We start from the raw sequence: 22,129 nt of genomic DNA, 5'->3' as shown, positions 1-22,129 counted from the left end.
TCAATCAAAGTGGAGCATCCCCAATGACCCCTCCAAATTGGCAGAAAATTCAAACCCTTCCGGCTGCTGATATCCAAGTGGAAGAACGCCTGCGCACGGCCTCCCCCACAGCGGTTGCCAGCATTGTTTCGTCCATCCATGAGGTCGGCAGCATCCTGCAGCCGCTGCTGGTGCGCAGGGTCAAAGACGGCTACCGGCTGATGGACGGGTTGCACCGCCTGACCGCCGCCAAGGAAGCCGGGCTGGAAGAAGTGCCGGTCAAGGTCAGCGAATGCACCAATGACCAGGCCATCCGCATTGAGGTGGACGCAAATGTGGCCGGCGCACCGCTGACGCCGCTGGATATGGCCGTGTTTCTGGCCGCGCATAAAGAGCTGTATGAGCGGGAAAACCCCGAAGCAAAGCGCGGCAGCGCAGGCGGGCGCGCAAAGAACAGAGTGCTAACGGACATTATGTCCGTTAGCAGTTTTGCCGCCAATGCCGCCGAGGTGTTCGGCAAAGGAGACCGGCACATTCGCCGTCTGATCAAAGTCGGTGAAGAACTGTCCAAAGAAGAAATTGCCCTGCTCCGGCAGTCACCGAATAAGGTGCAGTTTACGGATTTGGAACACATCGCCAAATGCGGCGAACAGACAGACCGCAGTGCGATCTGCGCGGCCCTGGGCAGCGGTGAAGCGAAATCCGCCAAAGAGGTTCTGGCCCGCAAAAAGACCCCCGGAGCGGCGGTGCTATCCACCACGGACCAGCAGCTTTCCAAGATGGCCGACGCCTGGCGGCGCGGTTCCAAAGCTGCACGGACGCAGTTTGCGGAGAAATTCCGCGATGAGCTGCTGGAGCTTTTGCAGGATGCCGAAGACAGTGAAACACCCGCCTCTGAAGTTGTGAAGTTTCAATCCCACAACCGGGAGGCCGGTTGATGGACAGCGGCATCGCACCCGAAAAGGAATGGTGGACGGCGGCAGAGATTGCCGAGGCAAAGCTGCCGGGATTGCCGGGCACCGTGCAGAATGTGAACGCCTTTGCCGAACGCAGCGGCTGGCGCAAGGTGCCCGGCGCCATCAAACGCAAACCTGGGCGCGGCGGCGGGTGGTCGTATCATTGGTCTGTTCTGCCGTCTGCCGCCCGTGAAAAACTGGTGATGCAGGAAGCCGCCGAGCCAGTACCGGCGGAGCGCCCCGACCGTGCCGCCGCTTGGGTAGCCTATGAAAAGCTGTCCCAGAAAAACAAGAAAGAGGCGGCGCGGCGGCTGGATGCGCTTGCGAAAGTAGGCCTTCTGCACAGCAGCGGCACAGTTCACGTTCAGGCCGTGGGTGAAATTGCTGATGAATACAAGATCAGCCCGCGCACCATCTACAATTGGCTGGGGCTGATTGAAGGAATTCCGGCGGCGGATCACCTGGCCTATCTGGCGCCACAGCCGCCCAAAAAGCGCACCAAAACTGAGGACCGCAGCAAGTTCAGAATGTTCATGGACTGGCTGAAAAGTGCCTTCCTGCGGATGGAGGGGCCGACATTTGCACAGAGCTACCGAGACGCAGTTCGTGTTGCGAGCCATCGGGGCTGGGAATTTCCAATCCTGAAAACCGCAAAACGCTGGATGGATGCCGAAGTGCCGCGCACCACCCAGGTGTACAAACGCGAAGGCCCGCGCGGGCTGATGCGCTGCTTTCCCGCGCAGATCAGAGATAGATCCTCTCTGCATGCGCTGGAGGCTGTGAACGCGGATTGCCACAAGTTTGATGTTTTCGTCCGTTGGCCGGACGGTAAGATCCGCCGCCCGCAGATGATTGCGTTTCAGGACCTTTACTCAGGCAAATTTTTGTCCTGGCGGGTAGACTGTGACCCTAACAAAATCATGGTGATGGCCGCCTTTGGGGAGATGGTAGACAATTGGGGCATCCCAAAGCGTTGCCTGTTCGACAACGGCCATGAATTTGCGAACAAGTGGATGACGGGCGGGTCCCCTACCCGGTTCCGGTTCAAGGTGCGCGATGATGATGCGCACGGCGTATTAACGCTGTTGGGCATCAACCTGACCTGGGCACAACCGGCAAGCGGCCAGTCTAAACCTATCGAGCGGGCCTTTGGCGGTCACGCGAATGACATCGCCAAAGATGTGCGTTTCGCGGGTGCGTATGTCGGAAACCGTCCAGATGCCAAACCCGAAAATTACGGCTCCCACGCGGTCCCTCTGCATGAATTCGTTGCGGTTCTGGAAGAGCGCATTGAAGAACACAACGCCCGGACAGGACGCCGGACGGATACGGCTGCAGGCCGCAGCTTTGATGAAACCTTTGCCGAAAGCTATGCCACGGCCAACATCCTGAGGGCGACAGAGGAGCAGCGCAATCTGTGGCTGATGGGGCAGGAGACGGGCAAGCTTCACAAAAACAATGGCAGCCTGAAATTTCTGGGCAATGTTTATCACTGCGACTGGATGAGCCAGGAGGCGGGCCGGAATATTGTGATCCGGTTTGACCCCGAAGATCTGCACAGCGGAGTGCATATTTACACACCCCACGGCGCACACCTGGGCTTTGCCGAATGCCAGCAGAAAATCGGCTTCTTCAGCCACGAGGATGCGCGCGTCACCGCTAAACGGAAGCGTGATATCGTCAAAAAAGAAAAAGAACTGGCCAAGCTCTACGCGCCGCATACGCCGGCACAGCTTGGGGCCGATCTGAACGGGACCCGCAAGGAAACCACCGCACTGGTGGAAGCCAAAGTGGTGAAGCCCGTATTTGCGAAGCCGTCTCCGCGTCATGCCGCACCCGCCAAGCGCGCCAAAGAAGCAGACCGGGCGCGGGACGCTCTGGTTGTCAGCTTTAAAGCAAAGGCACAGAACCCCGCACCCGCTGAAGCCGGTTTCAAACCCGCCGAAACCGCCCAAGCGCGATTTGAACAAGCGTTGGAAATCGAACACCGCGCACAGGCCGGGAAACCGGTTGGCAAAGCGGAGCTGGACTGGCTGAGCCGGTTCCAGAACCACCATGAATACCGCGCGCGTTTAGCGATGCATCAGCTCAACCAAAACAACACGGGCTAGCTCTCTGTGCGGGAGCAGAAACCGTAACGGACAGTACAGGATAGGACTTAACATGTCGCAATCGCACAGCATCGGTAAGGGGCTGCAACCGTTAACCAATGTCGCCCTAATGGCCGAGCTAATAGAAAAGCTCAACTCCCGTAAGTTCGGCATGCCCGGATTTGGTGTGTTTCATGGCCCATATGGCTACGGCAAAACATATTCAGCGTCATTTGCCTTGAACATGGTTGATGCCGTGCATGTATCTTACGTCAAGGGCTGGACCGTAAAGCACTTTCTAAAGAGCATTGCGCGCGCAATGAACCTCCCGCCATTACGCAAATCGGCCCAATGGGGCGAGTACATGGATGCGCTAATAGACGCCTTGCGCTCTAGCGGCACGACCTTGCTGCTTGATGAAGTGAACCTGATCGTCAAACAAGAGCTGTTCATGGAGACAATTCGTGTGCTTGGCGACAACAGCCAAGCGACAGTTGTACTGATTGGAACGGATGAACTGCCGCAGTACTTGCAAATGCACGGCGCTTTGAGCAGCCGTTGCACCTGGTGTCCAGCGCAGCCTTCGGACCTGACAGACGCGCGAATGCTGGCTTCCTATTACGCTGACGGAGTTACTATCAGCAATGATCTGCTGGAAATTGTTGTCAACCGTTGCACCGGCAGTGCACGCCTAATCTGCAAGGAACTTGTACAGATTGACGAATGGGCGGTTGCCCATGGTTTTGCCGAAGTCGATGCAGCCACGGCCGGACATATTGATTTTTCCGAAAGCAACTCAGCCCCAATTCCGCGCAAGGGTTTGAAGGTATGAGCATCAGCGAGCTGAGCGATTGCAAGCGCGATCTAATAGCAATCATTGAAGGCAAAGAGACCTTCACAAAATCCGAGATCAAAGAGGAGTGTCAGCACCCGGGACACGTGGTTTCCAACGTTATTGAAAGCTTGGAACGCAGCGGAGAAATTGTCCTTGTTGCTCGGGGAAACGGTGCCGAAGTGTTTGCCCGTAGCGGCCCGGGCATTACCGAATTGGCGGAACCCAGCACTCCGACTGAAATGCGGGTCTGGGACTATGTCTCTGCACGACAGTTTTTCACACTGGAAGGGGTGCGCGAAGCTCTCCCTGCGTCCTCTGCTAACGAACGGGACCGGTTTTTCCGCAGGTTGAAGCGTGCCGGCCAAATGAAGATTTGGGCAAGGGACGGCAACAAGACGTTTTGGACGGTCAAATCCTATTCAGAATTCCGGCAGGCAGTAGCTGATCACAACAACTCTAATGAAGGCGCGATTTGGATTGCGCTGCGCCTGATGGAATTCGGAACACCGAGGGACATTCTGGCGGCTGCACACCCGGCTCGTCCAGAGTTGAATCAGAAAATTGTCACCGGGTATCTGAAGGACTTGCTGCAGGCGGGTTATCTCCGTTTGCAACGCGGGCAGCAGAAACTTCGGCCCGACACACAGGTCTACTTGGCCCGGGACACGGGGCCGATTGCTCCGATGAAGCGGTCTGTCAGGGTCATGATTGACGAAAACCTGGACAAAATCACTTGGGCGGCAGGAGGCCGGATTTAATGAACAAGAAGCTGTTGATCGCACAGGACGTCTGGGGAAGCGGTATCCCGGATTGGATCACAGTGCTCGCAACCGAATGCGACAGGGCCTCTCAAAACCAAGTCTCCAAGCGTTTGCAAATCAGCGCTACGGCCGTCAGCCAAGTCATTAGCCGTACATACAGCGCGAGCCTTGAAAACATCGAGAAGCGGGTCCGCGAAGTCTACATGAACGCTCCGGTCAACTGCCCCGCACTTGCACAGGAAATTTCAAGCGAAACCTGCCTGAGTTGGCGCCTCAAGAGTGGGGCCAAAACTGGAAGCGACCCGTTCTCAATCAACATGGACCGGGCCTGCCGCCGCTGCACTGTTCATCAAGGTGACTGATGAACAGGTCCGGTTTCCAACCCCGTCCGACATTTAGGGAATTCGAAAAATGAAAGCGCGGCTTCCCTTCAAAACCCGGCTTGGGGTTTTCCTTCGCCGCATTGCCGACCGCCTGGACCCAACAGGCGCCTGAACCCCGCGCAAACCCGCGCACCACCCAGCCAGAGGAGACAAGACCATGGCGGCTAAACTGACCAAGAAAGACCTGATCCGCGTCATTGCAGAAAACCAAGACCGCACCCAGGAGGACGTAAGCGCCACACTTGAAGCCATCCTGGAACAGATCACCCAAGCGGCCAAGAGCGGACAGGAAGTATCGCTGCACGGATTTGGCAGCTTCACCCGCAAGGACCGCCCCGCACGGCCTGGCCGCAACCCCAAAACCGGTGAAAGCCTGCAAATCGCGGCATCGTCCGGGCTGAGTTTCAAGGCCCACAAAGCGGTGAAAGACCTCTTGAACGCCTGACCCGATGCGAAACCCGCCCGGTTCATCCGGGCGCGGTCATCAGGGCGCGGCGGCCCTGATCTGATGAGCAGCCAAGGGAAAACCACTCATGACTGAACGACCCAAGAAAGAAGATCTGATCCAACGCCCTGATGGATCTTATGTGGCCTACAGTGAAGTGGAGCCACGCCAGCAACTTGCCCATGACCTCGTCACAAAGTTCTTTCCCCGCGCTGAGGGCCTGAACGACGGCATGGGCTGCTTGAAAAACGATGTTCTGCAAGAGATGTCGGCCTATTCCGAAATGATGATGGACGACTTAGGTGTCCGCGTCGGCGGCAAGGAAGGAAACCTGCTGCTGCGGAGCATTTGCGGACGGCTCGTCATCCGCCGGGAAGTCGCCAAATCGGTCAGTTTCGGGCCTGAGCTGGAATCTGCGAAGGCTCTTATTTTCGAGTTTCTGGAAGAGGAGCTGGAAGACAGCCGCGACACCATCAAGGAAATCGTCAGCGGGGTTTTCAAGTTGAACGGCCGAGGACGCGTCGACACCTACGGCATCCTTGGGCTGCGTGAACATAAGTTCGACCACCCGCTGTGGCTGAAAGCCATGGATGCTATAGAGAAGGCCATCATCCGGGACGTAGCAAACACCTATGTGCGTTTCTACTACGTAGACCCGCGCGAACCGAACCCTGCGATGCGTGAAACGCGCCTGCCTTTGGATATGGCCAAGGTTTGAGCTGTTGTGATGAACCATAGGACCCTTTTCGACAAGCGCAGCCCTGCAAATGCTTCAGGCGACGACAGCCCGGTTTCCGGCGGTGTGCGGGCGGTCCTGGAACGCGGCTATGCCATGCGGCTGAATTCCGGTCGCCTGGACGGCAAACTGCTGGCCGCCACGCCGCAGGAGCTGGAAGAGATTTCAGAGGCCCTGAGCCTGCCCCTGAGCGTCCTCCAAAACCGCAGCGCAGTGCTGGAGGCCACTTTGGCCCGCCAGTTCGCCGAGTAATCCAATTTGAGGAAAAACTGTATGCCAATTTCTGACGTACACGCACCCCACGAACCCGCGAAATTCGCCGACCTCAGCACCGCCCCCGAAGGCAGCACAGTGCATTTGAAAGGCAGCGAATTCCTGTGGAGCGTTGAAATGCCCGTTAATCAGGCCCTTGCCATGGAAGCCGACGGCTTTGAAGTGCATTGGCTTATGCCTTCTTCACAGCCTCCCAGCCGTGATCCGCGCACGGAGCGTAAAGCACTTTCAGTTGCATTGAATTACGGGGCTTACATCGCGCTGCCGTTTGCGTGGTGGTGGCCAGCTGAAGCCTTTGGCGCGTTCATGGCGGCGAGCCTGATAGGCCGCCATTTGGAAGCCAGCATCCTGCGCAAAGAGCGCGACGAAGCCCGTGCAGCAATCCGAAACCGGCAGCAGGAACCCTAACATGGCAATGACCGAAGACGAAATCCGTGATGCAGCCCGGCGCAGCTTCCGTGTTTACACGCAGAAACAACGCTGGGCTGGCCGTGTGCTGGGAAACGCGGTGGCGCTGCTGAAACAGGGGGCAGAGGTCTCCCGCATTTCCCCGGAACGATTTGACGCCATCGTGCGGGAAGAAATGGCCGAAGCGCGGCAGCGCATGGAAGCCGACGAAGCTGCAAGCCACCCGGTTGCGGCCGTGTTGAGCGAGGCCTCCTGATGACCCGAACGCTTCAGCAAAAGATCCACGTCGGCTGCCGTGAGCTGGGCCTCGACAGTGACGGCCGCCGCGATCTGCAGCTTGCCGTCACCGGCAAAGCCTCCATGAAAGACATGACCGAGGCCGATTTAAACAGTGTTTTAAAGCGCCTTAAATCGGATGGTTTCAAAGCCAGCAGCGGTGCCAAAAAGCACAAACAGGCGCCCCGCGCCGACCTGCGCCTGGTGCACGTTCTGTGGCGTGAATTGGGCGCTGTCGGCGAACTGCGCGACCCCAGCCGCAAAGGTTTAAACAAGTTCATCCGCTCCCGGTTTGAAAAGACCTGGCAATCGGTTCCTGCCGACGTGGATATGCTGCGCCAGCATGATCAGATCGACCAGGTTATTCAGGCCCTGAAAAGCTGGGGCCAGCGGGCGGATATCGACTTCGCCTGGGAGGATCATCAGCGATGAAGCCACCCCGCTATTTCGTTTCTGACAAAGCCGTCATCCGCCACCTTGAACTGGCCGAAGGACTGAACGTCAACGCCGTGCGCCGCAGGATCCGCCGCAATGTCGAACTGGCTGAGGACCACCCGGAGGCAACTGCTGTGATCAGCGGTGGCCGCCGCTACGTGCTTGAGAACGGCGTGGTGACAACCGTTACCCCAGCAAGCACTCCGGGCAAACGCTCCCGGCGGAAACACCGCAATGGGAGGAGCTGATGGGCGACGTTACCCCTACCTTTCCCCGGCCCACCGCCCAAGTGCAGCCCTATTTTGAAGTGCTTGGCCTTCAGGATACCTTGAGGTTTCTGGAAGCATTCGGCGGAACCGAAGTCAGGTATTCCCTGAAGCCCCGGCAAACCTCCAAGCTTGTGGGCGTTGTCGGCTATGCGAAGGCAAGGGCTCTTGGTTCTGTGTCCCACCGTTTGCAGCGGCGCACCCCGATTGCGAAGAAATGGCGCGCCAAGGTCTACCGCTCAATGGGCTTGAATATTAGCGATATTGCCCGCAAGCTCAGCGTGTCTGACGTGACTGTGCGAAAGTACCTGGACGAGCGGCCGCCCGGCGATGAGGCCCAATTGTCCTTCTTCTGAAAAATAGCCCGCAAGCCGTTGCGGGCATTTTTTTTGCCCGCCCCCCGTCAATTTGAATCCTATTGAAATGGGGTTTTAAGGGGCCGGAAATGGGCATCCAATACGGCAGAGTCACTGGTATAGATTTCAAGGAAGCGCGCTGGATTGGCCGCGAGATTGTACCCAGCCTGGTCATTCTTCACGACACCGCCAGCCGGATCGAAAAGGGCAACGCCGCCCGCTACCTGCAGAGTAACGACGCCAAGGTGTCGGTCCAGTTTGTGATCGAGCGTGACGGGCACATCGAGCAGCAGGTCCCGGTCAACCGGAAAGCCAGCCACGCCGGGAAATCAGAGTATCATGGCCGCGAATGGTGCAATGGGTTCTCCATCGGCATCGAGATGGTGAACCCCGGCCGCATGACGCGGGCATCGGAGCAATCCGCCCGCACCTGGTTCGGCCAGAAATTCAGCATTCTGGAATACGGCATTGAAGAAGCCGAAACGCCTCAGCACGGGCACGGCCTGTGGATGCCCTACACTGAGGCTCAAATCACAGCGCTGGTGGGCCTGCTGCAGACGCTGTTTTCGTCCATTCCATCACTCGAAGACATTACCACGCATTGGTACGTCTCCCCCGGCCGCAAGGTGGACACCAACCCGCTTTTCCCGCTGGAACATATCCGGTCGCTTATCCTTGGCCGCACCGATCCGGCCGAGGCGGAACTGGGCGATGCGGAAACCCCCGCCGCCGATGATTTTGTGATCATCAGCACACCCGGCGACACGCTCAATATGCGCCGCTGGCCCAGCTTCAATCCCAACGTGATCGCGCAAATCCCCGATGAAACCCGCGTGCCGGTCATCGCCTCTGTGACCGTCGGCGGGCGCGAATGGCTGAAGATCATTTTTGGCGGCATCGCGGGGTGGATCGTGAAGAGCTACGCGGCCCCCGTCACCTTTTCCCGCCCTGGTTTCCGAGGAGCTGAGACATGAAGAACAAAGCCAAAATCATCCGGTTTCTGGGCGCTGTTGCACCGACCGTCGCGGCGGCCCTGGGCGGGCCGATGGCCGGGGTGGCTGTTGATGCCCTTGCCACGCAGTTCATGGGCCGCCAGGGCGCCTCCGCCGACGAGGTGGAACAGGCCATCCTGGGCGCGTCTGCCGCTGATCTGGCCAAACTGAAACAGGTGGACGCCGAGTTTGCCGCCCAGCTTCAGGCCGCCGGCATCGAGCTGGAACGCATCGCCGCCGATGACCGCGCCAGCGCCCGCGCCCGCCAGGTTCAAACCAAGGACCGCACACCCGGCATTCTGGCCGCGGTGGTGATTGTCGGGTTCTTCGCCGTTCTGGCCTATGTGACCCTGAACGGCTTGCCCGTAGACAGCGGCCCAGTTCTGGCGCTGCTGATCGGTTCGCTTGCCACCGGGCTTAGCCAGGTGCTGAACTTCTATTTCGGCTCGTCGGTCGGCTCCAAGAACAAGGATGCGGTGATCGCCGGTATGAAAGGCGGTGCCGCGTGATCAGGGTTCTCGCCCTCACCGCCGCCATAGCGCTGGGGCTGTTCGCCCAGCCTATTGCTGCGGCTGCACAGTGCTATGCCCGTTTCGATGAACTGGCCGCTGTTCTGTTCGAGCATCACGGCGAAGCCCCGGCGGCTGAAATGCTCGCCAAGAACGGCAACGCCATCCATCTGTTCGTTTCTCCGGACACCGGCGCCTGGACGATATCGGCCACCGCGCCAGGCGGCGCGGCCTGCGTCCTTGGGCACGGCAATGAGTTTCAGGCCATCGGCCTGGCGGAACCGGAACCGGCGGGGGAGCTTCACTGATGGAGTTCGACCCCACATTCACGTGGTCCAATGTTCTGGCCCTGGTGACATTTTCCGGTTCTTTGGGAACCGCAGTTTACGTCTGGATCAGCGGTCGCCGGACGAACGTTGACGAGCGTTTTAAGCAGGGTTCAGACAGGATGGACCGGCACGAAAACAGGCTGATTTCTGTCGAGCAATCCATCAAGTCGATGCCCACCCGCGAAGACGTTCACAAGATAGAACTCGCCATGGAGCGCATCAACGGAACCATGGGCCGGATGGAAGCGGTCCTGGAAGGAAATCAGCAAATCATGGGCCGCTTGGAAAACGTTGTGACCAGGCATGAAGACCATTTGCTGAACGGGAGCAACTGATGAACTACAACGAAACTCTGCGGGAACATGCCCGTATCGCAATTCTGCGCTTCATTGAGGATGCGCCCGGCTACACGTCGAATGTGTCGATGCTGTCCAGCCAACTGCCGCGCGTCGGTATCGCCTACACTCGCGACCAAACCGAAACCGAACTCGAATGGCTACAGGAGCAAGGCCTGGCTCAAATCGAGCGGAACGGCAGTTTCGTAGTGGTCACCGCCACCACACGCGGCGTTGAAATTGCCCAAGGCATCGCCCGCCATCCGAAAATTCAGCGCCCCCGCCCTGGGAGCTGACACATGCCGCCTCCCAAGAAACTTGACCTTGTCCCGCTGGAGATCCGCCAACGGCTTGCCCTTGCGCTGCAGGAGCGGGGCTTTGGTGACATTCACGGCGTCACTGAGGATCTGAATTTCTGGCTGGATGAAAAAGGCCTGGAACTCCGCGTCGGAAAATCAGCGGTCGGGAATTTCTCCCAGCTCCTGAAAACCCAGCGCGATGCCTTCGCGATTGCAGAAACCCTGCTTGCGGACATGGATATTGAAGCCGAAAGCGGAATGCACCGGGCGCTGATGCAGATGATTGCTGCGGCGATGTTCCAGCTCATGCAAGCGGTGGCAGAAAAAGGCGACCAGATTGACGCCAAGAGCCTGGCCAACCTCGCCCGCACACTGAAAGATCTGATGCATTCGGCCGGTCTGCGGGAAAAAATGCTGGAAGAAGAACGCCAGCGTGTCGCCAAGAAAGCCCGCGAAGAAGCGCAGGCTGAAATGGCCGGCCGCCTGGATGAAGCGGTTTCCGAGGCCGGGCTTTCGCCGGAACGGGCAGAGAATATCCGCAACCGCGTGCTGGGCCTGCGCACATGAAACCCGAAGCTGATCTGGCCCCGCAGCAACCGATCCTGTCGCGCGATGCGGAAACACTTCCGGACGGGTTGCGCCTGGGTGCGGATCTGCCGGAGGACCTGGACCCGCTCGCCGACGGCATTCTGATGGAGCATCAGAAGACCTGGCTGGAAGATAACAGCGATCTGAAAATCGCTGAAAAAGGCCGCCGCACCGGCATTACCTTTGCTGAGGCCCTGGACGACACGCTCACCGCCGCCAGCACCAAGGCCGCAGGCGGCGACAACGTGTTCTACATCGGGGACACCAAGGAAAAGGGCCGGGAATTCATCGGCTATGTTGCGCATTTCGCCAAGGTAGTCGCCGGTGAGCTGGTCGATATTGAAGAACACCTGTTTGAGGATAAGAAAGAGGACGGCACCAGCAAGTTCATCACGGCTTACCGGGTCACCTTTGCCAGCGGTTACCGGGTTGAGGCGCTGTCTTCCAACCCGGCCAACATCCGGGGTTTGCAGGGCATCGTTGTTATTGATGAGGCCGCCTTCCACAAGGATGTGCGCGAAGTCATTGACGCGGTAAGCGCGATGCTGATCTGGGGCGGCAAGGTCCGGATTATCTCCACCCACAACGGCATTCTGAACCCGTTCAATGAGCTGATCCGGGAAGCCAGGGCCGGAAAGACCCCCTACCAGGTTCATCACATCCCGTTCGGCGATGCCGTTGAAAACGGCCTGTACCGCCGCGTCTGCCTGATGCGGGAGAAAGAGTGGAGCCAGAAAGGCCAGGACGCCTGGGAAAAGACAATCCGCACCGCCTACGGGTCCCGCACCGCTGCCATGCGCCAGGAACTGGACGCCATCCCGGCCGAGGCCGAAGGCGCCGCTCTGACCCGCGTCCAGATCGAAGCCTGCACCAAACAGGGCGTGCCTTATCACCGCTTGAAACAGCCGGACGAGTTCAAGAACGCCCCGGATGAGATCCGCAAGAAAACAGCTCTGGACTGGTGCGAAGAACACCTGAAGCCAGTGCTGGAAGGGCTGAACGAAAACGGCAAGCATGTGATGGGCGAAGACTTTGCCCGCTCCGGCGACGCCACCGACATTGTCATTCAGGAAATCACCAGCAGCTTGGTCCGGGAAACCAAGCTGCTGGTGGAACTGCGCAACATCCCGTTCGACCAGCAGCGGGACATTCTCTATTACATCTGCGACCGGGTCCCGAACTTCATCAAAGGCGCGCTGGATAAAACCGGCAACGGCGCCTACCTGGCCGAAAAGGCCGCCCAGCGGTACGGCGAGCGGATCATTGAAGTGAGCTTCAGCCGTGAATGGTATTCGCGTGAAATGCCGCCTTACATTGAGGCATTCGTCGACAAGACTATTGTGCTGTGCGCCCACGAAGACGTGGTGCAGGACCACCAGTCCCTTCAGTACGTGAACGGCATCATTAAGGTGCCCGACAATTTCCGCATGAAAGGCACGGACGGGCTGGACCGGCACGGCGACAGCGCCGTGGCCAGCGCCCTGGCCTATTTCGCCAGCCGCCAGGATTATTCCGAAATCGCCTACCGCGGCGCCAATACACAACATGCAGACGGCAGCCTGGACAGCGATGGCGGCCACCCGTTCGGCACGCCCCAGGGCGTTGGCAAAGGGTGGTGGCGCCAGCCCCTGGGCGCAAAATTGAGAGGGGGGATTTGATGGCCCGCAGCAAGAAAGAGCGCAAGCGGAGCAAAGCACGCCGCGCGCAGCAGCAGGCAAAGCAGTGGAATAATGAGCGCGCAAAACTGGTTCAAGCAACCTTGCCGACCGCATCCGGCCGGGTGCGCGGCACCGGCTGGTTCGGCAATTTCCGGTTTTGGCTCTGGGGAGGCCGCTAATGGGCAGGCTGGGCAAGATTTTTGACACCTTTAAACGCCCTGTTAAACGTGCCGAACTCACCAAGGAGGTCGCCGCCGCCACAGTTGGCGGCGCGCGTTCGCCGGTCTTTGGATATCCCGCTGATGGCTTGGACCCTGTTGTCCTGGCCAGCATCCTGCGGGCGGCGGATCACGGCGACCCGATCCGCTACATGGGCTTGGCGGAAACCATTGAAGAACGCGACCCGCATTACCTGGCCGTTCTGGGCACCCGCAAGCGGGCTGTCAGCCAGTTGGAAATCACGGTGGAACCCGGCGCCGACACGCCCGACGCAAAGAAGCACGCCGAACTGATCCGGGCCTGGCTGAAGCGGGACGAGCTGACCGAGGAAATTTTCAACATCCTGGATGCCGTGGGCAAAGGCTATTCCTTTACGGAAATCATCTGGGATTACTCCGAAGGCCAGTATCAGCCGGAGCGCCTGGAATGGCGCGATCAGCGCTGGTTTCGGTTCGACCGCACGGATCTGCGCACCCCGCTTCTGCTGGATGACAAGGGCCGGGAAGTGCCCTTGTCTCCTTTCAAGTTCATCTTTGCCCCAATGCCGGCAAAGTCCGGCTTGTATCTCCGGTCCGGTCTGGCCCGGATTGCAAGCTGGTCCTGGATGTTCAAGGCCTACACCCAGCGGGACTGGTCAATATTCACCCAGACATTCGGCCAGCCGATCAGAATCGGAAAATACGCGCCTGGCACATCGGACGCCGAGAAAAACACACTGTTCAGAGCTGTCGCTGATATCGCTGGCGACTGCGCCGCCATCATGCCGGCCAGTATGTCGGTGGATATTGTTGCGGCCCCGAATGTCGGCGCTTCGTCCGACCTTTACGAAAAGCGCGCCGACTGGCTGGACAAGCAAACGTCAAAGGCCGTCCTGGGGCAGACCTCGACCACCGATGCGGTTACCGGCGGGCTTGGGTCCGGCAAAGAGCACCGCGAAGTGCAGGAGGATATTGAACGCGCCGATGGCCGGATGCTGGCAGCGATCCTGAACCGCCAACTGGTGCGCCCCTTCATTGACCTGAACCACGGGCCGCAGAAGGTTTACCCGCGCCTGGTCATTGCGCGCCCTGAAGCAGAAGACCTGAAGGCCTGGACAGACGCGACTGTGCCTTGGGTTGCTGCCGGGCTGCAGGTTTCTCAGAAAGAAGTCCTGGACAAGCTGGGGCTGTCTGCACCGAAGGCGAAAGACGCAATCCTGGGCAAACCGCCCGAAACCCCGCCTCAGCCGGGATTGCAACCGGGCGCAGGCAACAGGAATACCCCTGAGAGCATTTTTAAAGGGGGGTTTTATACCCGGAACGGGAATTCAGGGGGCGATACCGCCCTGCAGTCCGAACAGCCCTCTACGGGCGATTTTTCGGGGGTGTCGCCAATTCCGGATCTGACCGCCCGTCTGGAGCTGGAAGCAGGCCCGGCGGTGGACGGGATGCTGGATCAGATTGAAGCCATGTTTGAGGCGGCGTCCAGCTTTGAGGAATTCCGGGAAATCCTGCTGAACGCCTATTCCGATCTGGACGCGTCCGGGCTGACCGTTTCCCTGACCGATGCCATCACGGCGGCGGCGGCTGGCGGGCGGGCTGCTGCCGAGGATGAAGCCGGTGACTGATGCGCTGGCCGCCACTTTCCGCCGGCCATTCAAAGAGCAGGCCGCGGCCTTCCGGCTGCGGCTGGGGGATTTGGTTCCCACGGCGGCCTGGGATGACCTTGCAGGGGCGGCCCACGACCGATCCTTTGCCGTAGCCGGAGCCGCAAAGGCCGACTTGCTGGCAGATCTGGCCGCCGCGGTGGACAAGGCGATTGTGGAAGGCACCGGCTTTGAGGCGTTCAAAGATGATTTTCGGGCCATCGTCGCCCGGCGCGGCTGGACCGGCTGGGCTGGTGAAGGCAGCGAAAAAGGCCGCAACTGGCGGATGCGCACCATCTACCGCACCAATATGCGCACCAGCTATATGGCCGGACGCTGGGCGCAGCTCCGCGACGGCAATTTCCCCTATCTTGTCTACCGGCACGGCGGATCCTTGGAGCCGCGCCTGCAGCACCTGTCCTGGGACGGGCTTATCCTTCCCTCAAGCCACGGCTTCTGGCTGATTGCCTTTCCGCAGAACGGCTTTGGCTGCAGTTGCAATGTCTTTGGCGCCCGCTCAATTGCCGGGGCGATCCGGCGCGGCGGCAAGCCGGGTGTAAAGCTCCGGGACGGCTGGGATGCTCCCCTGGCCGAAACCGGCGCGCCTGCCGGCATAGATGAAGGCTGGGGCCAGGCACCCGGCGCGTCTGTTGCCGACCTGGTGCAGGCCATGGCCAAGAAGACGGTAAACTGGCCGTACTCTATTGCCCGTGCGTATCTGGATGATTTCCCGGCAGTCCAGCAGGATGCACTGTCCAGCGCCTACCGCAATCTGCCGTCACTGATGACCGACCTGCGCCGCTATGCCAAAGCTGTGCAGGAAGGCCGCGCGGTTCAACCGGTCCGGACCATGGGCCGCCTCACCCAGGCGCACCGGCAGCGGGTGAATGACCTGCTGGGCAGCGATCTGGAAAACTATCACTTCACGCTGGACGCGCCTGCAGTGCGGCACATCCTTTCGGGACACGGCGCCGCCTCTGAAGCCCTGCGCGGCCAGATCCCGATCAGTGCGGAAACTTACGCGCTTCTGCCCCGCATTCTGAATCAGCCTGACGTCATCAAGGCGGCGGGCGAGACACGGGCCGGTTTGCCCGTGGTCCGGTTTTCGCGCCGGATTGGCGGCGTCACATACACAGTGGCCATGGAGATCCGCGGCAAGAAGCGCCGGATGCTGGCAATTCAATCCATGTGGGGAAGAAGAGCTTCCGAAGGGTCCCCGGCCTGAACGCCCGAACACGGTTCCAGGTTATGAGCCTGGCGGCCTGATGCCCCCAACGAAAGCAGGTAGAATATAGCCATGAGCGGACTTGTTTACAACACGGACACCCTGGACCCGATGCTGGAAGCGCTCCGGGACGCACTGGATGACCCCTCCGAGGCCATGGCGGATCTGGGCGAATACCTGATCAGCTCCACTCAGGACCGGATGCTGAAGGGCGAAAACCCTGACGGAACCCCCTTTGCCCCCCGCTCCCAGACGACAATCGACCGCTACGCCAAGCTGGGCCTCTCTTATGGCGCGCCGTTGAATCAATCCGGAGACATGCGCAACAGCCTGTTCTATGAGGCCGACAAGGACGGGCTGGAGTACGGCTCCAATGCCATCCAGGCCGCTGTCATGCAGTTTGGGGCTGCCAAAGGCGCCTTTGGCACCGCTTCAAACGGGTCTTCAATCCCTTGGGGCGGCATCCCTGCCCGCGAGTTCATCGGCCTTTCCGATGAGGACCAGGACAACATGGTGCTGGAACTGGAAGAGTGGCTGGAAACGGCGGCAAACAGCCGGGGTTGACCGGCGGCATCTGCCGCGCCAACCTGCCTGAAGCGCTGAAATAGCAAAGTGCCCGCAAACCGTTGCGGGCATTTTTTCTTTTCCGGTCCTGCGACATTCGCTGGCATGGGAAAAACGTATCAGACCACCGCAATTGCGATCCAATCCGAACTCCCCAGCGCCGACGGCGCCGGGGTTCCGGATTGGGTGCATCTTCTGCCCACCAAATCCGGCCTGGTGCAAACCAACGACAGCCGGGGGCCGTATCAAGTAACCGACGCAGAAAAGATCATTGCAGCCAGCTTTGACGGGGTCAGCAAGCTGCCGATCGACGTCAATCATGCGACTGATCTTGCCGCCCCGAAGGGCCTTCCCGCCCCCGCACGCGGCTGGATCACCAGGATGCAGGCCCGTGAAGACGGCATCTGGGGCCAGGTCGAATGGACCGGCAAGGGCCGTGAACTGCTCGAAGACCGCGCCTTTGCGGGCATTTCCCCGGTTGTCGCCCTGCTGCAGCCGGCCGGGCGGGAAATCGTCGCCATCCCGCGGGCGTCCCTCGTCAATCAGCCAAATCTGCGCGGGCTGACCGCGCTTAACCAGGAGAGTGAAACCATGCCGTTCCGGGAAACCGTCGCCAAGCTGCTGGGCCTTGCGGCCGATGCCAGCGAGGAGGACATCACCAAAGCGCTGAAGGCACGAAAGCCCAGCGAGAAAAGCACTGAATTGCAATCCCAGCTTGGCCAGATCGGCATTGCCCTGGGCTGCGCTGAAGATGCGGGCGCTAAAGATATTCTGACTGCCGCCCAAAGCGCCAACGCCGACACCACCGGCAAGGATGCTCAAATCATCGCCTTGCAGTCTTCATTGAAAGGGTTGTCGGATGAATTCAGCACCCTGAAGGAAGGCAACAAGAAAGCCGCCGCCACCAGTTTTGTGGACGGCGCCATTGCCGACATGCGCATGGGCGTAAAGCCGCAGCGCGACACCTTCATCACCATGCACCAGGAAAACCCGGAACGCACCGAGGCGATGATCAATGGCTTTCCCAAGGTGGAAGGCGAGTTGCTGCCGGATACACCCCCCGGCAGCGGCACCAGCCTGGCGCTGAATGCCACCGAACTGGCGGGCAAAGCCACCGCCTACCAACTGCAGCAGGCCAAGGCCGGTTTTGAAATCAGCATCACCGAAGCGGTGCACGCTGTGCAGGAGGGCAAAGCATGATCCCGGCCTTCATCCGCGGCTATGAAGCCGCTTCTGAGATCACCGGCCGCCGCATCGTCAAATTTGCTGATCCGGCAAACGGCCAGACAATTGACCTGGCAGACGGCAATACCGCCGCGTCCCTGGGCGTTTCGGACAGCATGGGTGCTGCGGCGGGCGGCATGTGCGACGTGCACCGCGCCGGTCTGGTTCCCGTGATCCTGGGCGGTCCGGTGAGTGCCGGTGACCCGCTCACCTCTGATGCCGACGCCGCCGCCGTCCTGGCCGTGGCCACCGCTTCCACCACCCTGCGCATTGTCGGCTTTGCCGATGAACCCGGCATCGCTGGCGACACCATCATGGCCTTCCTGGCCCCTGGCCTGCTGCACGAAGCCTGATTTCCTGAAAGGATCTGACCATGGCGCCTACCCGCCCGTTTCAATCTGACCCGATCCTGACCGCCATTGCGGTCGGCTACAAAAACCCGGAGGCCTCCCGCATCGCCGATGAGGTGATGCCCCGCCATACCGTGCCCGGCGAAAAGTTCAGCTGGACTGAATACCCTGTTGAAGAAGCGTTCAATACGCCCGACGCGCGTGTCAGCCGTAAAGGCCGGGTCAACCAGCTCGAATTCGGCGGCACTCAGCGCACGTCCGAAGTGGAAGACTACGGCCTGGACGCTCCCGTACCGATTTCCGATATTGACGCCGCTGCCGCTGCCCGTGCTGCAGGCGTGTCGAACTTCGACCCCGAAGGCCATGCGGTGGAAATGGTATCCGAGACCATTGAAAACATCCGGGAAGTGCGGGTGGCCCGTACCGTCCACAATGCAGACAATTATGCGGACGGCCGCAAAACCACTCTGGCGGGCGGCGACCAGTTTTCCGACTACGCCAATTCCGACCCGATTGGCATCATCAAAACCGGGCTTGAAAAAACGCTGATCATGCCGGCCAACACGATGGTGATGGGGCGCAAAGTCTGGACGGCACTGTCTTCGCACCCGAAACTCGTCAACGCGGTCAAAGGCAACCTGACCAGCGAAGGCATTGTGACCCGCCAGCAGTTCCTTGAACTGTTTTCCGGTGAGGGCATCAAGCGGCTGCTGATTGGCGATGCCTATTTCAACGCCGCGAAACCGAACCAGGCTGCCAACCTGCAGCGCGCCTGGGGCAACAATATCTCCCTGCTGCACATCAACAAGATGGCAACATCCCAGGGCGGCGGCATCACCTGGGGCTTCACTGCGGAATTCGGCGGCAAAATCGCCGGGCGTATTGAGGACAAGGACATTGGCCTGCAGGGCGGCTACCGCATCCGGCGCGGCGAGCGGGTGAAAGAGGTGATCGTCGCCAAAGACGTCGGCTACTACATCCAGAACGCAGTGGCGGCATAAGGGGGCGGTCATGAGTGAACGCAAAGCCCTATTCACACGCGCCAAGGAGCTGAAGCTGGATCTTCCCGGCAACATCTCGAACGACAACCTGAAGGCAGCCATTGCGGCGGCTGAAGGGCGCGCCGGAGGCACCACAGCACCGCTAAAGGATGATGCCGAAAAGGTCAGCGCCCGTGTTCTCAGCGAGCTGAAATACAACGGCGAAACCTACGCCCCGGACACTGAGAACGACACGGTTGAACTGACCCCGGCAGAGTTCAAGACGCTCGAAGGCCTGAAGGTCGTTCAAGCGCTGGACAGCGAGTAAACCGGCAGCGCCCCTTTGGCGCTGCCATCCCTTCCCCTTTTCCTGATCATTTGAGGGCACCATGGCCTACACCACTCTGGGCAAGCTGGCGAAACGGTACGGCGACAGTCTGCTGATTGAGCTGACAGACCGCGCAGACGAACCGACCGGCCAGATTGACGACACCGTGGTTGTCGGCGCCATCGAAGGCGCTGATGCGCTGATCGACGGCCATCTGCAGGGCCGCTACGTTCTGCCGCTGGGTGTGACCCCGCCGCTCATCGAGGAGCTGGCGGAAGCCATCGTTATCTACAAGCTGCACACCTACTCGCCCGAAGGTAAAATCAAGGACGAGTACAAGGACGCCAAAGAGACCCTGGACAAGATTTCCAGCGGCAGGATCCGCCTGCCCGTTGCTGGCGTCGAACCCGCCACCCAGCCCGGCAACGGCGTGCGCGTCACCGACCGCGAACGCCCGCTGACCGCCAAGAACCTGAAAGGGTTCATCTGATGCTGGATGCGATTGTCAGCCGCTTGAACGCCCAGGTGCCGGAACTGTCCAACCGGGCAAAGCCAGTGGCTGACCTGGTCGAAATGATCCGGAGCAACCGCCTGCCGCAGAATGCCACGGCGACGGTCTCCCCCGCGGGCCTGAAAGGCGGCAAAGCCGAGGCGGGCACCGGGGCTTTCACCCAGGCGCTGGCCCGTGCCTATTCCGTGCTGCTGATAGCCCCCAGCCAATCCAAGACCGGCGCCAAAGCGCTGGAAGAGGTGGACCCGCTCATTACCAGCGTTGCCTCTGCCCTGGCGGGCTGGGCGCCTGAGGCTGGCCCCGGCGTGTTTCAGGTGGACCGCGGCCGCCTGCTGTCCATCACCGGCGGCCGCCTCCTCTATGAGCTGGTCTTTTCCATCAACACCGAACTGAGGGTCACATCATGAGCAAGCCACCCCTGCCCCAATCCGGCGGCAGCTTTACCCGCCAGCCTGACGGCAAACTGAAGCAGGTTGAAAAGCCCGCTGCAGATCCGAAGCCGAAGGCCCCGGCGAAACCCGCCCGCAAGGAAAAGGAGGCATAAATGGCCGCCCCGGAATATTGGCGCGACAAGCGCATCCTGTTCAAGCTGGAAAGCACCTATGGCGACGACGCCACCCCGACCGGGGCGGCCAATGCCATCCTGGGTTATGATGTGACCTTCAAGCCGATGGAAGGCCAGGACCAGGACCGCGACCTGGAACAGCCCGGCATGAGTGCCAACGGCACCATCCCGACGGATATTCACGCCAAGCTGGCCTTGACCGTGGACCTCAGCGCTTCGGGTGCTGCGGGCACGCCCCCGGCCTGGGGGCCGCTGCTGCGTGCTTGCGCGGTTGCCGAAACCATCACTGCGGGCACCTCCGTCGTGTACAGCCCCATCGTGACTGGCCAGGAGGCTGGGACCGTGCATATCAGCATCGGCGGCACCCGCTATGTCATGCTCGGCACCCGCGGCACCGCGGAGTTTATGCTTGATGCCCAAGCTACGCCCAAGATCAAGTTCGACCTCACCGGCCTGTTCACGCTGCCCGCCGACACCGCGCCGCCGACTGTTGACCTGGCATCCTGGACCGAGCCGACAATTGTCAGCCACAACAACACCCCTGAATTCACCATCGGCGGCACCAGCCTGGTCATGAAGACCGCCAAACTGGCCCTGGGCAACAAGGTTGAACCGCGGTTCCTGGTCGGCTCTGAAGATATTCTGATCACCGACAAATCAGAACTGTTTGAAACCACAGTGAACGCCATGCCGCTGGCCGATTTCAACCCGTTCCAGATGGCCATGAACATGGACCAGCCCGCCGTGGCTCTGACCCACGGCACCGAGGCCGGAAAGATCGCCACCCTCAACCTGCCCACTGCCCAGATGCAGCGGCCGGGGCTGTCGCAGTCCCAGGGCATCAAGGAATGGCCTCTGCGCCTGGTGCCCCGCGCCGCCGCCCTGAACAGCCAGTGGTCGCTGACCCTCGCCTGATCCCAAAGGAGCAAACCCCAGTGTTCAATATCATCGAGCGCCCCACCTTTACCCGCACCGTGAAAGTCCGTGTGCCCAAAGATGACGGCGTAGACGAGCAGGACTTCAAGGCCACTTTCAACGCCATGGACGATGACGCACTCAACGGTCTCGGCATGGCGGATATTGAGGGCACCAAAGAGTTCCTGCGCCAGGCTGTGGCTTCCCTGGGTGACCTGGCCGGAGCGGATGGCAAGCCCATTCCCTACAATGAAGAGATCCGCGAGACCGTCTTCAAACTGCCCTACGCCCGGATCGCCCTGATGGCGGCCTATCACAACGGCATGAACGGTCTTCTGCCGGGAAACTGATCTGGGCCGGGCGGGCGTGGGTGCAGGGCAAATTGTTCAGCAGCTCGCCCGCCCGGTGCGAGGAAGACGAAGACGCCGAAACCCTGGGCATCCCGAAAGAGCTGATGGCTGCAGGGCGGCCGGGCCGGACAGATCCGGAGGGCGTCTGGCGGCAAAATGCGGAGGCGGTGGAAGCCTTCCTCGACGCCGCCACACAGTTGAACCGGATCGCCCTGGCAGACGGCCGCAGCCGCATCACCGGATTGAACTACCCCGGCGCCCAGGCCGCCTGGGCATTCAGCGGCACCGAAATGACCCCGGACCTGTTTGCCAAGGTCCAGATGATTGAAAGCGGCGTTCTGGCCGAAAGCAGCGGAAACTGATCA

General features: G+C 60.3%; 34 protein-coding genes and 1 other RNA gene. All 35 read left to right on the top strand.

Translation table 11 applies throughout. The annotated features are described in order from the left end of the window. Positions 1 to 23 precede the first annotated feature (23 nt). The 35 genes from K3555_RS09020 (at position 24) to K3555_RS08850 (ending at position 22,126) form a co-directional block, all read left to right on the top strand. Positions 24 to 917, top strand: a complete 894-nt coding sequence (locus K3555_RS09020; RefSeq protein ID WP_260008218.1) for a ParB N-terminal domain-containing protein — start codon at positions 24 to 26, stop codon at positions 915 to 917. Further along, a complete protein-coding gene (locus K3555_RS09015) occupies positions 917 to 3,046 on the top strand; it encodes a transposase domain-containing protein (RefSeq protein WP_260008217.1) in 2,130 nt (709 codons plus the stop codon). Before K3555_RS09020 ends, K3555_RS09015 begins: the two co-directional genes overlap by 1 nt. A gap of 52 nt (positions 3,047 to 3,098) precedes the next feature. Further along, positions 3,099 to 3,857, top strand: coding sequence for an AAA family ATPase (locus tag K3555_RS09010; protein WP_260008216.1), 759 nt, complete (start codon positions 3,099 to 3,101; stop codon positions 3,855 to 3,857). Then, positions 3,854 to 4,618, top strand: coding sequence for a hypothetical protein (locus K3555_RS09005; RefSeq protein ID WP_260008215.1), 765 nt, complete (start codon positions 3,854 to 3,856; stop codon positions 4,616 to 4,618). Before K3555_RS09010 ends, K3555_RS09005 begins: the two co-directional genes overlap by 4 nt. Next, positions 4,618 to 4,983: a hypothetical protein gene (locus K3555_RS09000; RefSeq protein ID WP_260008214.1), complete on the top strand. Its 366-nt coding sequence runs from the start codon at positions 4,618 to 4,620 to the stop codon at positions 4,981 to 4,983. The genes K3555_RS09005 and K3555_RS09000 overlap by 1 nt, the downstream gene beginning before the upstream one ends. A gap of 178 nt (positions 4,984 to 5,161) precedes the next feature. After that, positions 5,162 to 5,449 (top strand): HU family DNA-binding protein, encoded by a 288-nt coding sequence (locus K3555_RS08995; protein ID WP_260008213.1) that lies wholly within the window; start codon positions 5,162 to 5,164, stop codon positions 5,447 to 5,449. A 4-nt stretch (positions 5,450 to 5,453) separates the two neighbouring features. Further along, an RNA gene (locus K3555_RS08990) (hammerhead ribozyme type II) lies at positions 5,454 to 5,526 on the top strand. 11 nt (positions 5,527 to 5,537) lie between these two features. Beyond that, positions 5,538 to 6,167, top strand: a complete 630-nt coding sequence (locus K3555_RS08985) for a DUF3164 family protein (RefSeq protein ID WP_260008212.1) — start codon at positions 5,538 to 5,540, stop codon at positions 6,165 to 6,167. A 9-nt stretch (positions 6,168 to 6,176) separates the two neighbouring features. Continuing rightward, positions 6,177 to 6,437, top strand: coding sequence for a hypothetical protein (locus K3555_RS08980; RefSeq protein ID WP_260008211.1), 261 nt, complete (start codon positions 6,177 to 6,179; stop codon positions 6,435 to 6,437). Positions 6,438 to 6,458: 21 nt separating this feature from the next. Continuing rightward, positions 6,459 to 6,866: a hypothetical protein gene (locus K3555_RS08975; RefSeq protein WP_260008210.1), complete on the top strand. Its 408-nt coding sequence runs from the start codon at positions 6,459 to 6,461 to the stop codon at positions 6,864 to 6,866. Between the two features lies 1 nt (position 6,867). After that, entirely contained in the window at positions 6,868 to 7,122 is a 255-nt protein-coding gene (locus K3555_RS08970) for a hypothetical protein (protein WP_259985121.1), read from the top strand. Continuing rightward, entirely contained in the window at positions 7,122 to 7,574 is a 453-nt protein-coding gene (locus tag K3555_RS08965) for a gp16 family protein (protein ID WP_260008209.1), read from the top strand. The genes K3555_RS08970 and K3555_RS08965 overlap by 1 nt, the downstream gene beginning before the upstream one ends. Beyond that, positions 7,571 to 7,825 carry a hypothetical protein gene (locus tag K3555_RS08960; RefSeq protein ID WP_260008208.1) on the top strand — a complete coding sequence of 85 codons (255 nt, stop codon included), beginning with the start codon at positions 7,571 to 7,573 and terminating at the stop codon, positions 7,823 to 7,825. The genes K3555_RS08965 and K3555_RS08960 overlap by 4 nt, the downstream gene beginning before the upstream one ends. Next, entirely contained in the window at positions 7,825 to 8,199 is a 375-nt protein-coding gene (locus tag K3555_RS08955; protein ID WP_260008207.1) for a helix-turn-helix domain-containing protein, read from the top strand. The genes K3555_RS08960 and K3555_RS08955 overlap by 1 nt, the downstream gene beginning before the upstream one ends. Positions 8,200 to 8,288: 89 nt before the next feature. Beyond that, entirely contained in the window at positions 8,289 to 9,173 is an 885-nt protein-coding gene (locus tag K3555_RS08950) for an N-acetylmuramoyl-L-alanine amidase (RefSeq protein WP_260008206.1), read from the top strand. Continuing rightward, positions 9,170 to 9,700 (top strand): hypothetical protein, encoded by a 531-nt coding sequence (locus K3555_RS08945; protein WP_259985130.1) that lies wholly within the window; start codon positions 9,170 to 9,172, stop codon positions 9,698 to 9,700. Before K3555_RS08950 ends, K3555_RS08945 begins: the two co-directional genes overlap by 4 nt. Then, entirely contained in the window at positions 9,697 to 10,008 is a 312-nt protein-coding gene (locus K3555_RS08940; protein WP_260005250.1) for a hypothetical protein, read from the top strand. The genes K3555_RS08945 and K3555_RS08940 overlap by 4 nt, the downstream gene beginning before the upstream one ends. Beyond that, on the top strand, positions 10,008 to 10,364 hold the full coding sequence (locus K3555_RS08935; RefSeq protein WP_259985134.1) for a DUF2730 domain-containing protein: 357 nt from the start codon (positions 10,008 to 10,010) through the stop codon (positions 10,362 to 10,364). The genes K3555_RS08940 and K3555_RS08935 overlap by 1 nt, the downstream gene beginning before the upstream one ends. Further along, the gene (locus K3555_RS08930) at positions 10,364 to 10,660 is read left to right on the top strand and encodes a hypothetical protein (protein ID WP_260005251.1); all 297 of its coding nucleotides are present in this window, start codon (positions 10,364 to 10,366) and stop codon (positions 10,658 to 10,660) included. Before K3555_RS08935 ends, K3555_RS08930 begins: the two co-directional genes overlap by 1 nt. 3 nt (positions 10,661 to 10,663) lie before the next feature. Beyond that, positions 10,664 to 11,230 (top strand): DUF3486 family protein, encoded by a 567-nt coding sequence (locus K3555_RS08925; RefSeq protein ID WP_259985137.1) that lies wholly within the window; start codon positions 10,664 to 10,666, stop codon positions 11,228 to 11,230. Next, complete coding sequence (locus tag K3555_RS08920) at positions 11,227 to 12,909, top strand: hypothetical protein (RefSeq protein WP_260008205.1); 1,683 nt, start codon at positions 11,227 to 11,229, stop codon at positions 12,907 to 12,909. The genes K3555_RS08925 and K3555_RS08920 overlap by 4 nt, the downstream gene beginning before the upstream one ends. Then, a complete protein-coding gene (locus K3555_RS08915; protein ID WP_260008204.1) occupies positions 12,909 to 13,088 on the top strand; it encodes a hypothetical protein in 180 nt (59 codons plus the stop codon). Before K3555_RS08920 ends, K3555_RS08915 begins: the two co-directional genes overlap by 1 nt. Further along, on the top strand, positions 13,088 to 14,734 hold the full coding sequence (locus tag K3555_RS08910) for a DUF935 domain-containing protein (protein ID WP_260008203.1): 1,647 nt from the start codon (positions 13,088 to 13,090) through the stop codon (positions 14,732 to 14,734). Before K3555_RS08915 ends, K3555_RS08910 begins: the two co-directional genes overlap by 1 nt. Next, positions 14,718 to 15,977, top strand: a complete 1,260-nt coding sequence (locus K3555_RS08905) for a phage minor head protein (protein WP_409201680.1) — start codon at positions 14,718 to 14,720, stop codon at positions 15,975 to 15,977. Before K3555_RS08910 ends, K3555_RS08905 begins: the two co-directional genes overlap by 17 nt. Before the next feature lie 72 nt (positions 15,978 to 16,049). Continuing rightward, positions 16,050 to 16,541, top strand: coding sequence for a phage virion morphogenesis protein (locus tag K3555_RS08900; protein WP_260008200.1), 492 nt, complete (start codon positions 16,050 to 16,052; stop codon positions 16,539 to 16,541). A gap of 105 nt (positions 16,542 to 16,646) precedes the next feature. Next, positions 16,647 to 17,741, top strand: a complete 1,095-nt coding sequence (locus K3555_RS08895) for a phage protease (protein ID WP_260008199.1) — start codon at positions 16,647 to 16,649, stop codon at positions 17,739 to 17,741. Next, positions 17,738 to 18,118 (top strand): capsid cement protein, encoded by a 381-nt coding sequence (locus K3555_RS08890; protein WP_260005261.1) that lies wholly within the window; start codon positions 17,738 to 17,740, stop codon positions 18,116 to 18,118. Before K3555_RS08895 ends, K3555_RS08890 begins: the two co-directional genes overlap by 4 nt. Positions 18,119 to 18,138: 20 nt before the next feature. Continuing rightward, positions 18,139 to 19,116 (top strand): capsid protein, encoded by a 978-nt coding sequence (locus K3555_RS08885; RefSeq protein ID WP_260008198.1) that lies wholly within the window; start codon positions 18,139 to 18,141, stop codon positions 19,114 to 19,116. Positions 19,117 to 19,126: 10 nt separating this feature from the next. Beyond that, complete coding sequence (locus tag K3555_RS08880) at positions 19,127 to 19,423, top strand: hypothetical protein (protein ID WP_260008197.1); 297 nt, start codon at positions 19,127 to 19,129, stop codon at positions 19,421 to 19,423. A 61-nt stretch (positions 19,424 to 19,484) separates the two neighbouring features. Beyond that, on the top strand, positions 19,485 to 19,913 hold the full coding sequence (locus K3555_RS08875; RefSeq protein ID WP_260008196.1) for a gp436 family protein: 429 nt from the start codon (positions 19,485 to 19,487) through the stop codon (positions 19,911 to 19,913). Beyond that, positions 19,913 to 20,341: a hypothetical protein gene (locus tag K3555_RS08870; protein WP_260008195.1), complete on the top strand. Its 429-nt coding sequence runs from the start codon at positions 19,913 to 19,915 to the stop codon at positions 20,339 to 20,341. The genes K3555_RS08875 and K3555_RS08870 overlap by 1 nt, the downstream gene beginning before the upstream one ends. Continuing rightward, the gene (locus K3555_RS08865; protein WP_024090508.1) at positions 20,338 to 20,478 is read left to right on the top strand and encodes a hypothetical protein; all 141 of its coding nucleotides are present in this window, start codon (positions 20,338 to 20,340) and stop codon (positions 20,476 to 20,478) included. The genes K3555_RS08870 and K3555_RS08865 overlap by 4 nt, the downstream gene beginning before the upstream one ends. Then, the gene (locus K3555_RS08860; protein WP_260008194.1) at positions 20,479 to 21,414 is read left to right on the top strand and encodes a phage tail tube protein; all 936 of its coding nucleotides are present in this window, start codon (positions 20,479 to 20,481) and stop codon (positions 21,412 to 21,414) included. Between the two features lie 20 nt (positions 21,415 to 21,434). Beyond that, positions 21,435 to 21,764, top strand: a complete 330-nt coding sequence (locus K3555_RS08855) for a hypothetical protein (protein ID WP_260008193.1) — start codon at positions 21,435 to 21,437, stop codon at positions 21,762 to 21,764. Positions 21,765 to 21,784: 20 nt separating this feature from the next. Next, the gene (locus K3555_RS08850) at positions 21,785 to 22,126 is read left to right on the top strand and encodes a DUF1799 domain-containing protein (protein WP_259985168.1); all 342 of its coding nucleotides are present in this window, start codon (positions 21,785 to 21,787) and stop codon (positions 22,124 to 22,126) included. Positions 22,127 to 22,129: the final 3 nt, after the last annotated feature.

It is taken from the genome of Leisingera sp. M527 (assembly GCF_025141525.1).
Lineage (GTDB): Bacteria > Pseudomonadota > Alphaproteobacteria > Rhodobacterales > Rhodobacteraceae > Leisingera.
This window is presented reverse-complemented; position numbering and strand designations above follow the sequence as displayed.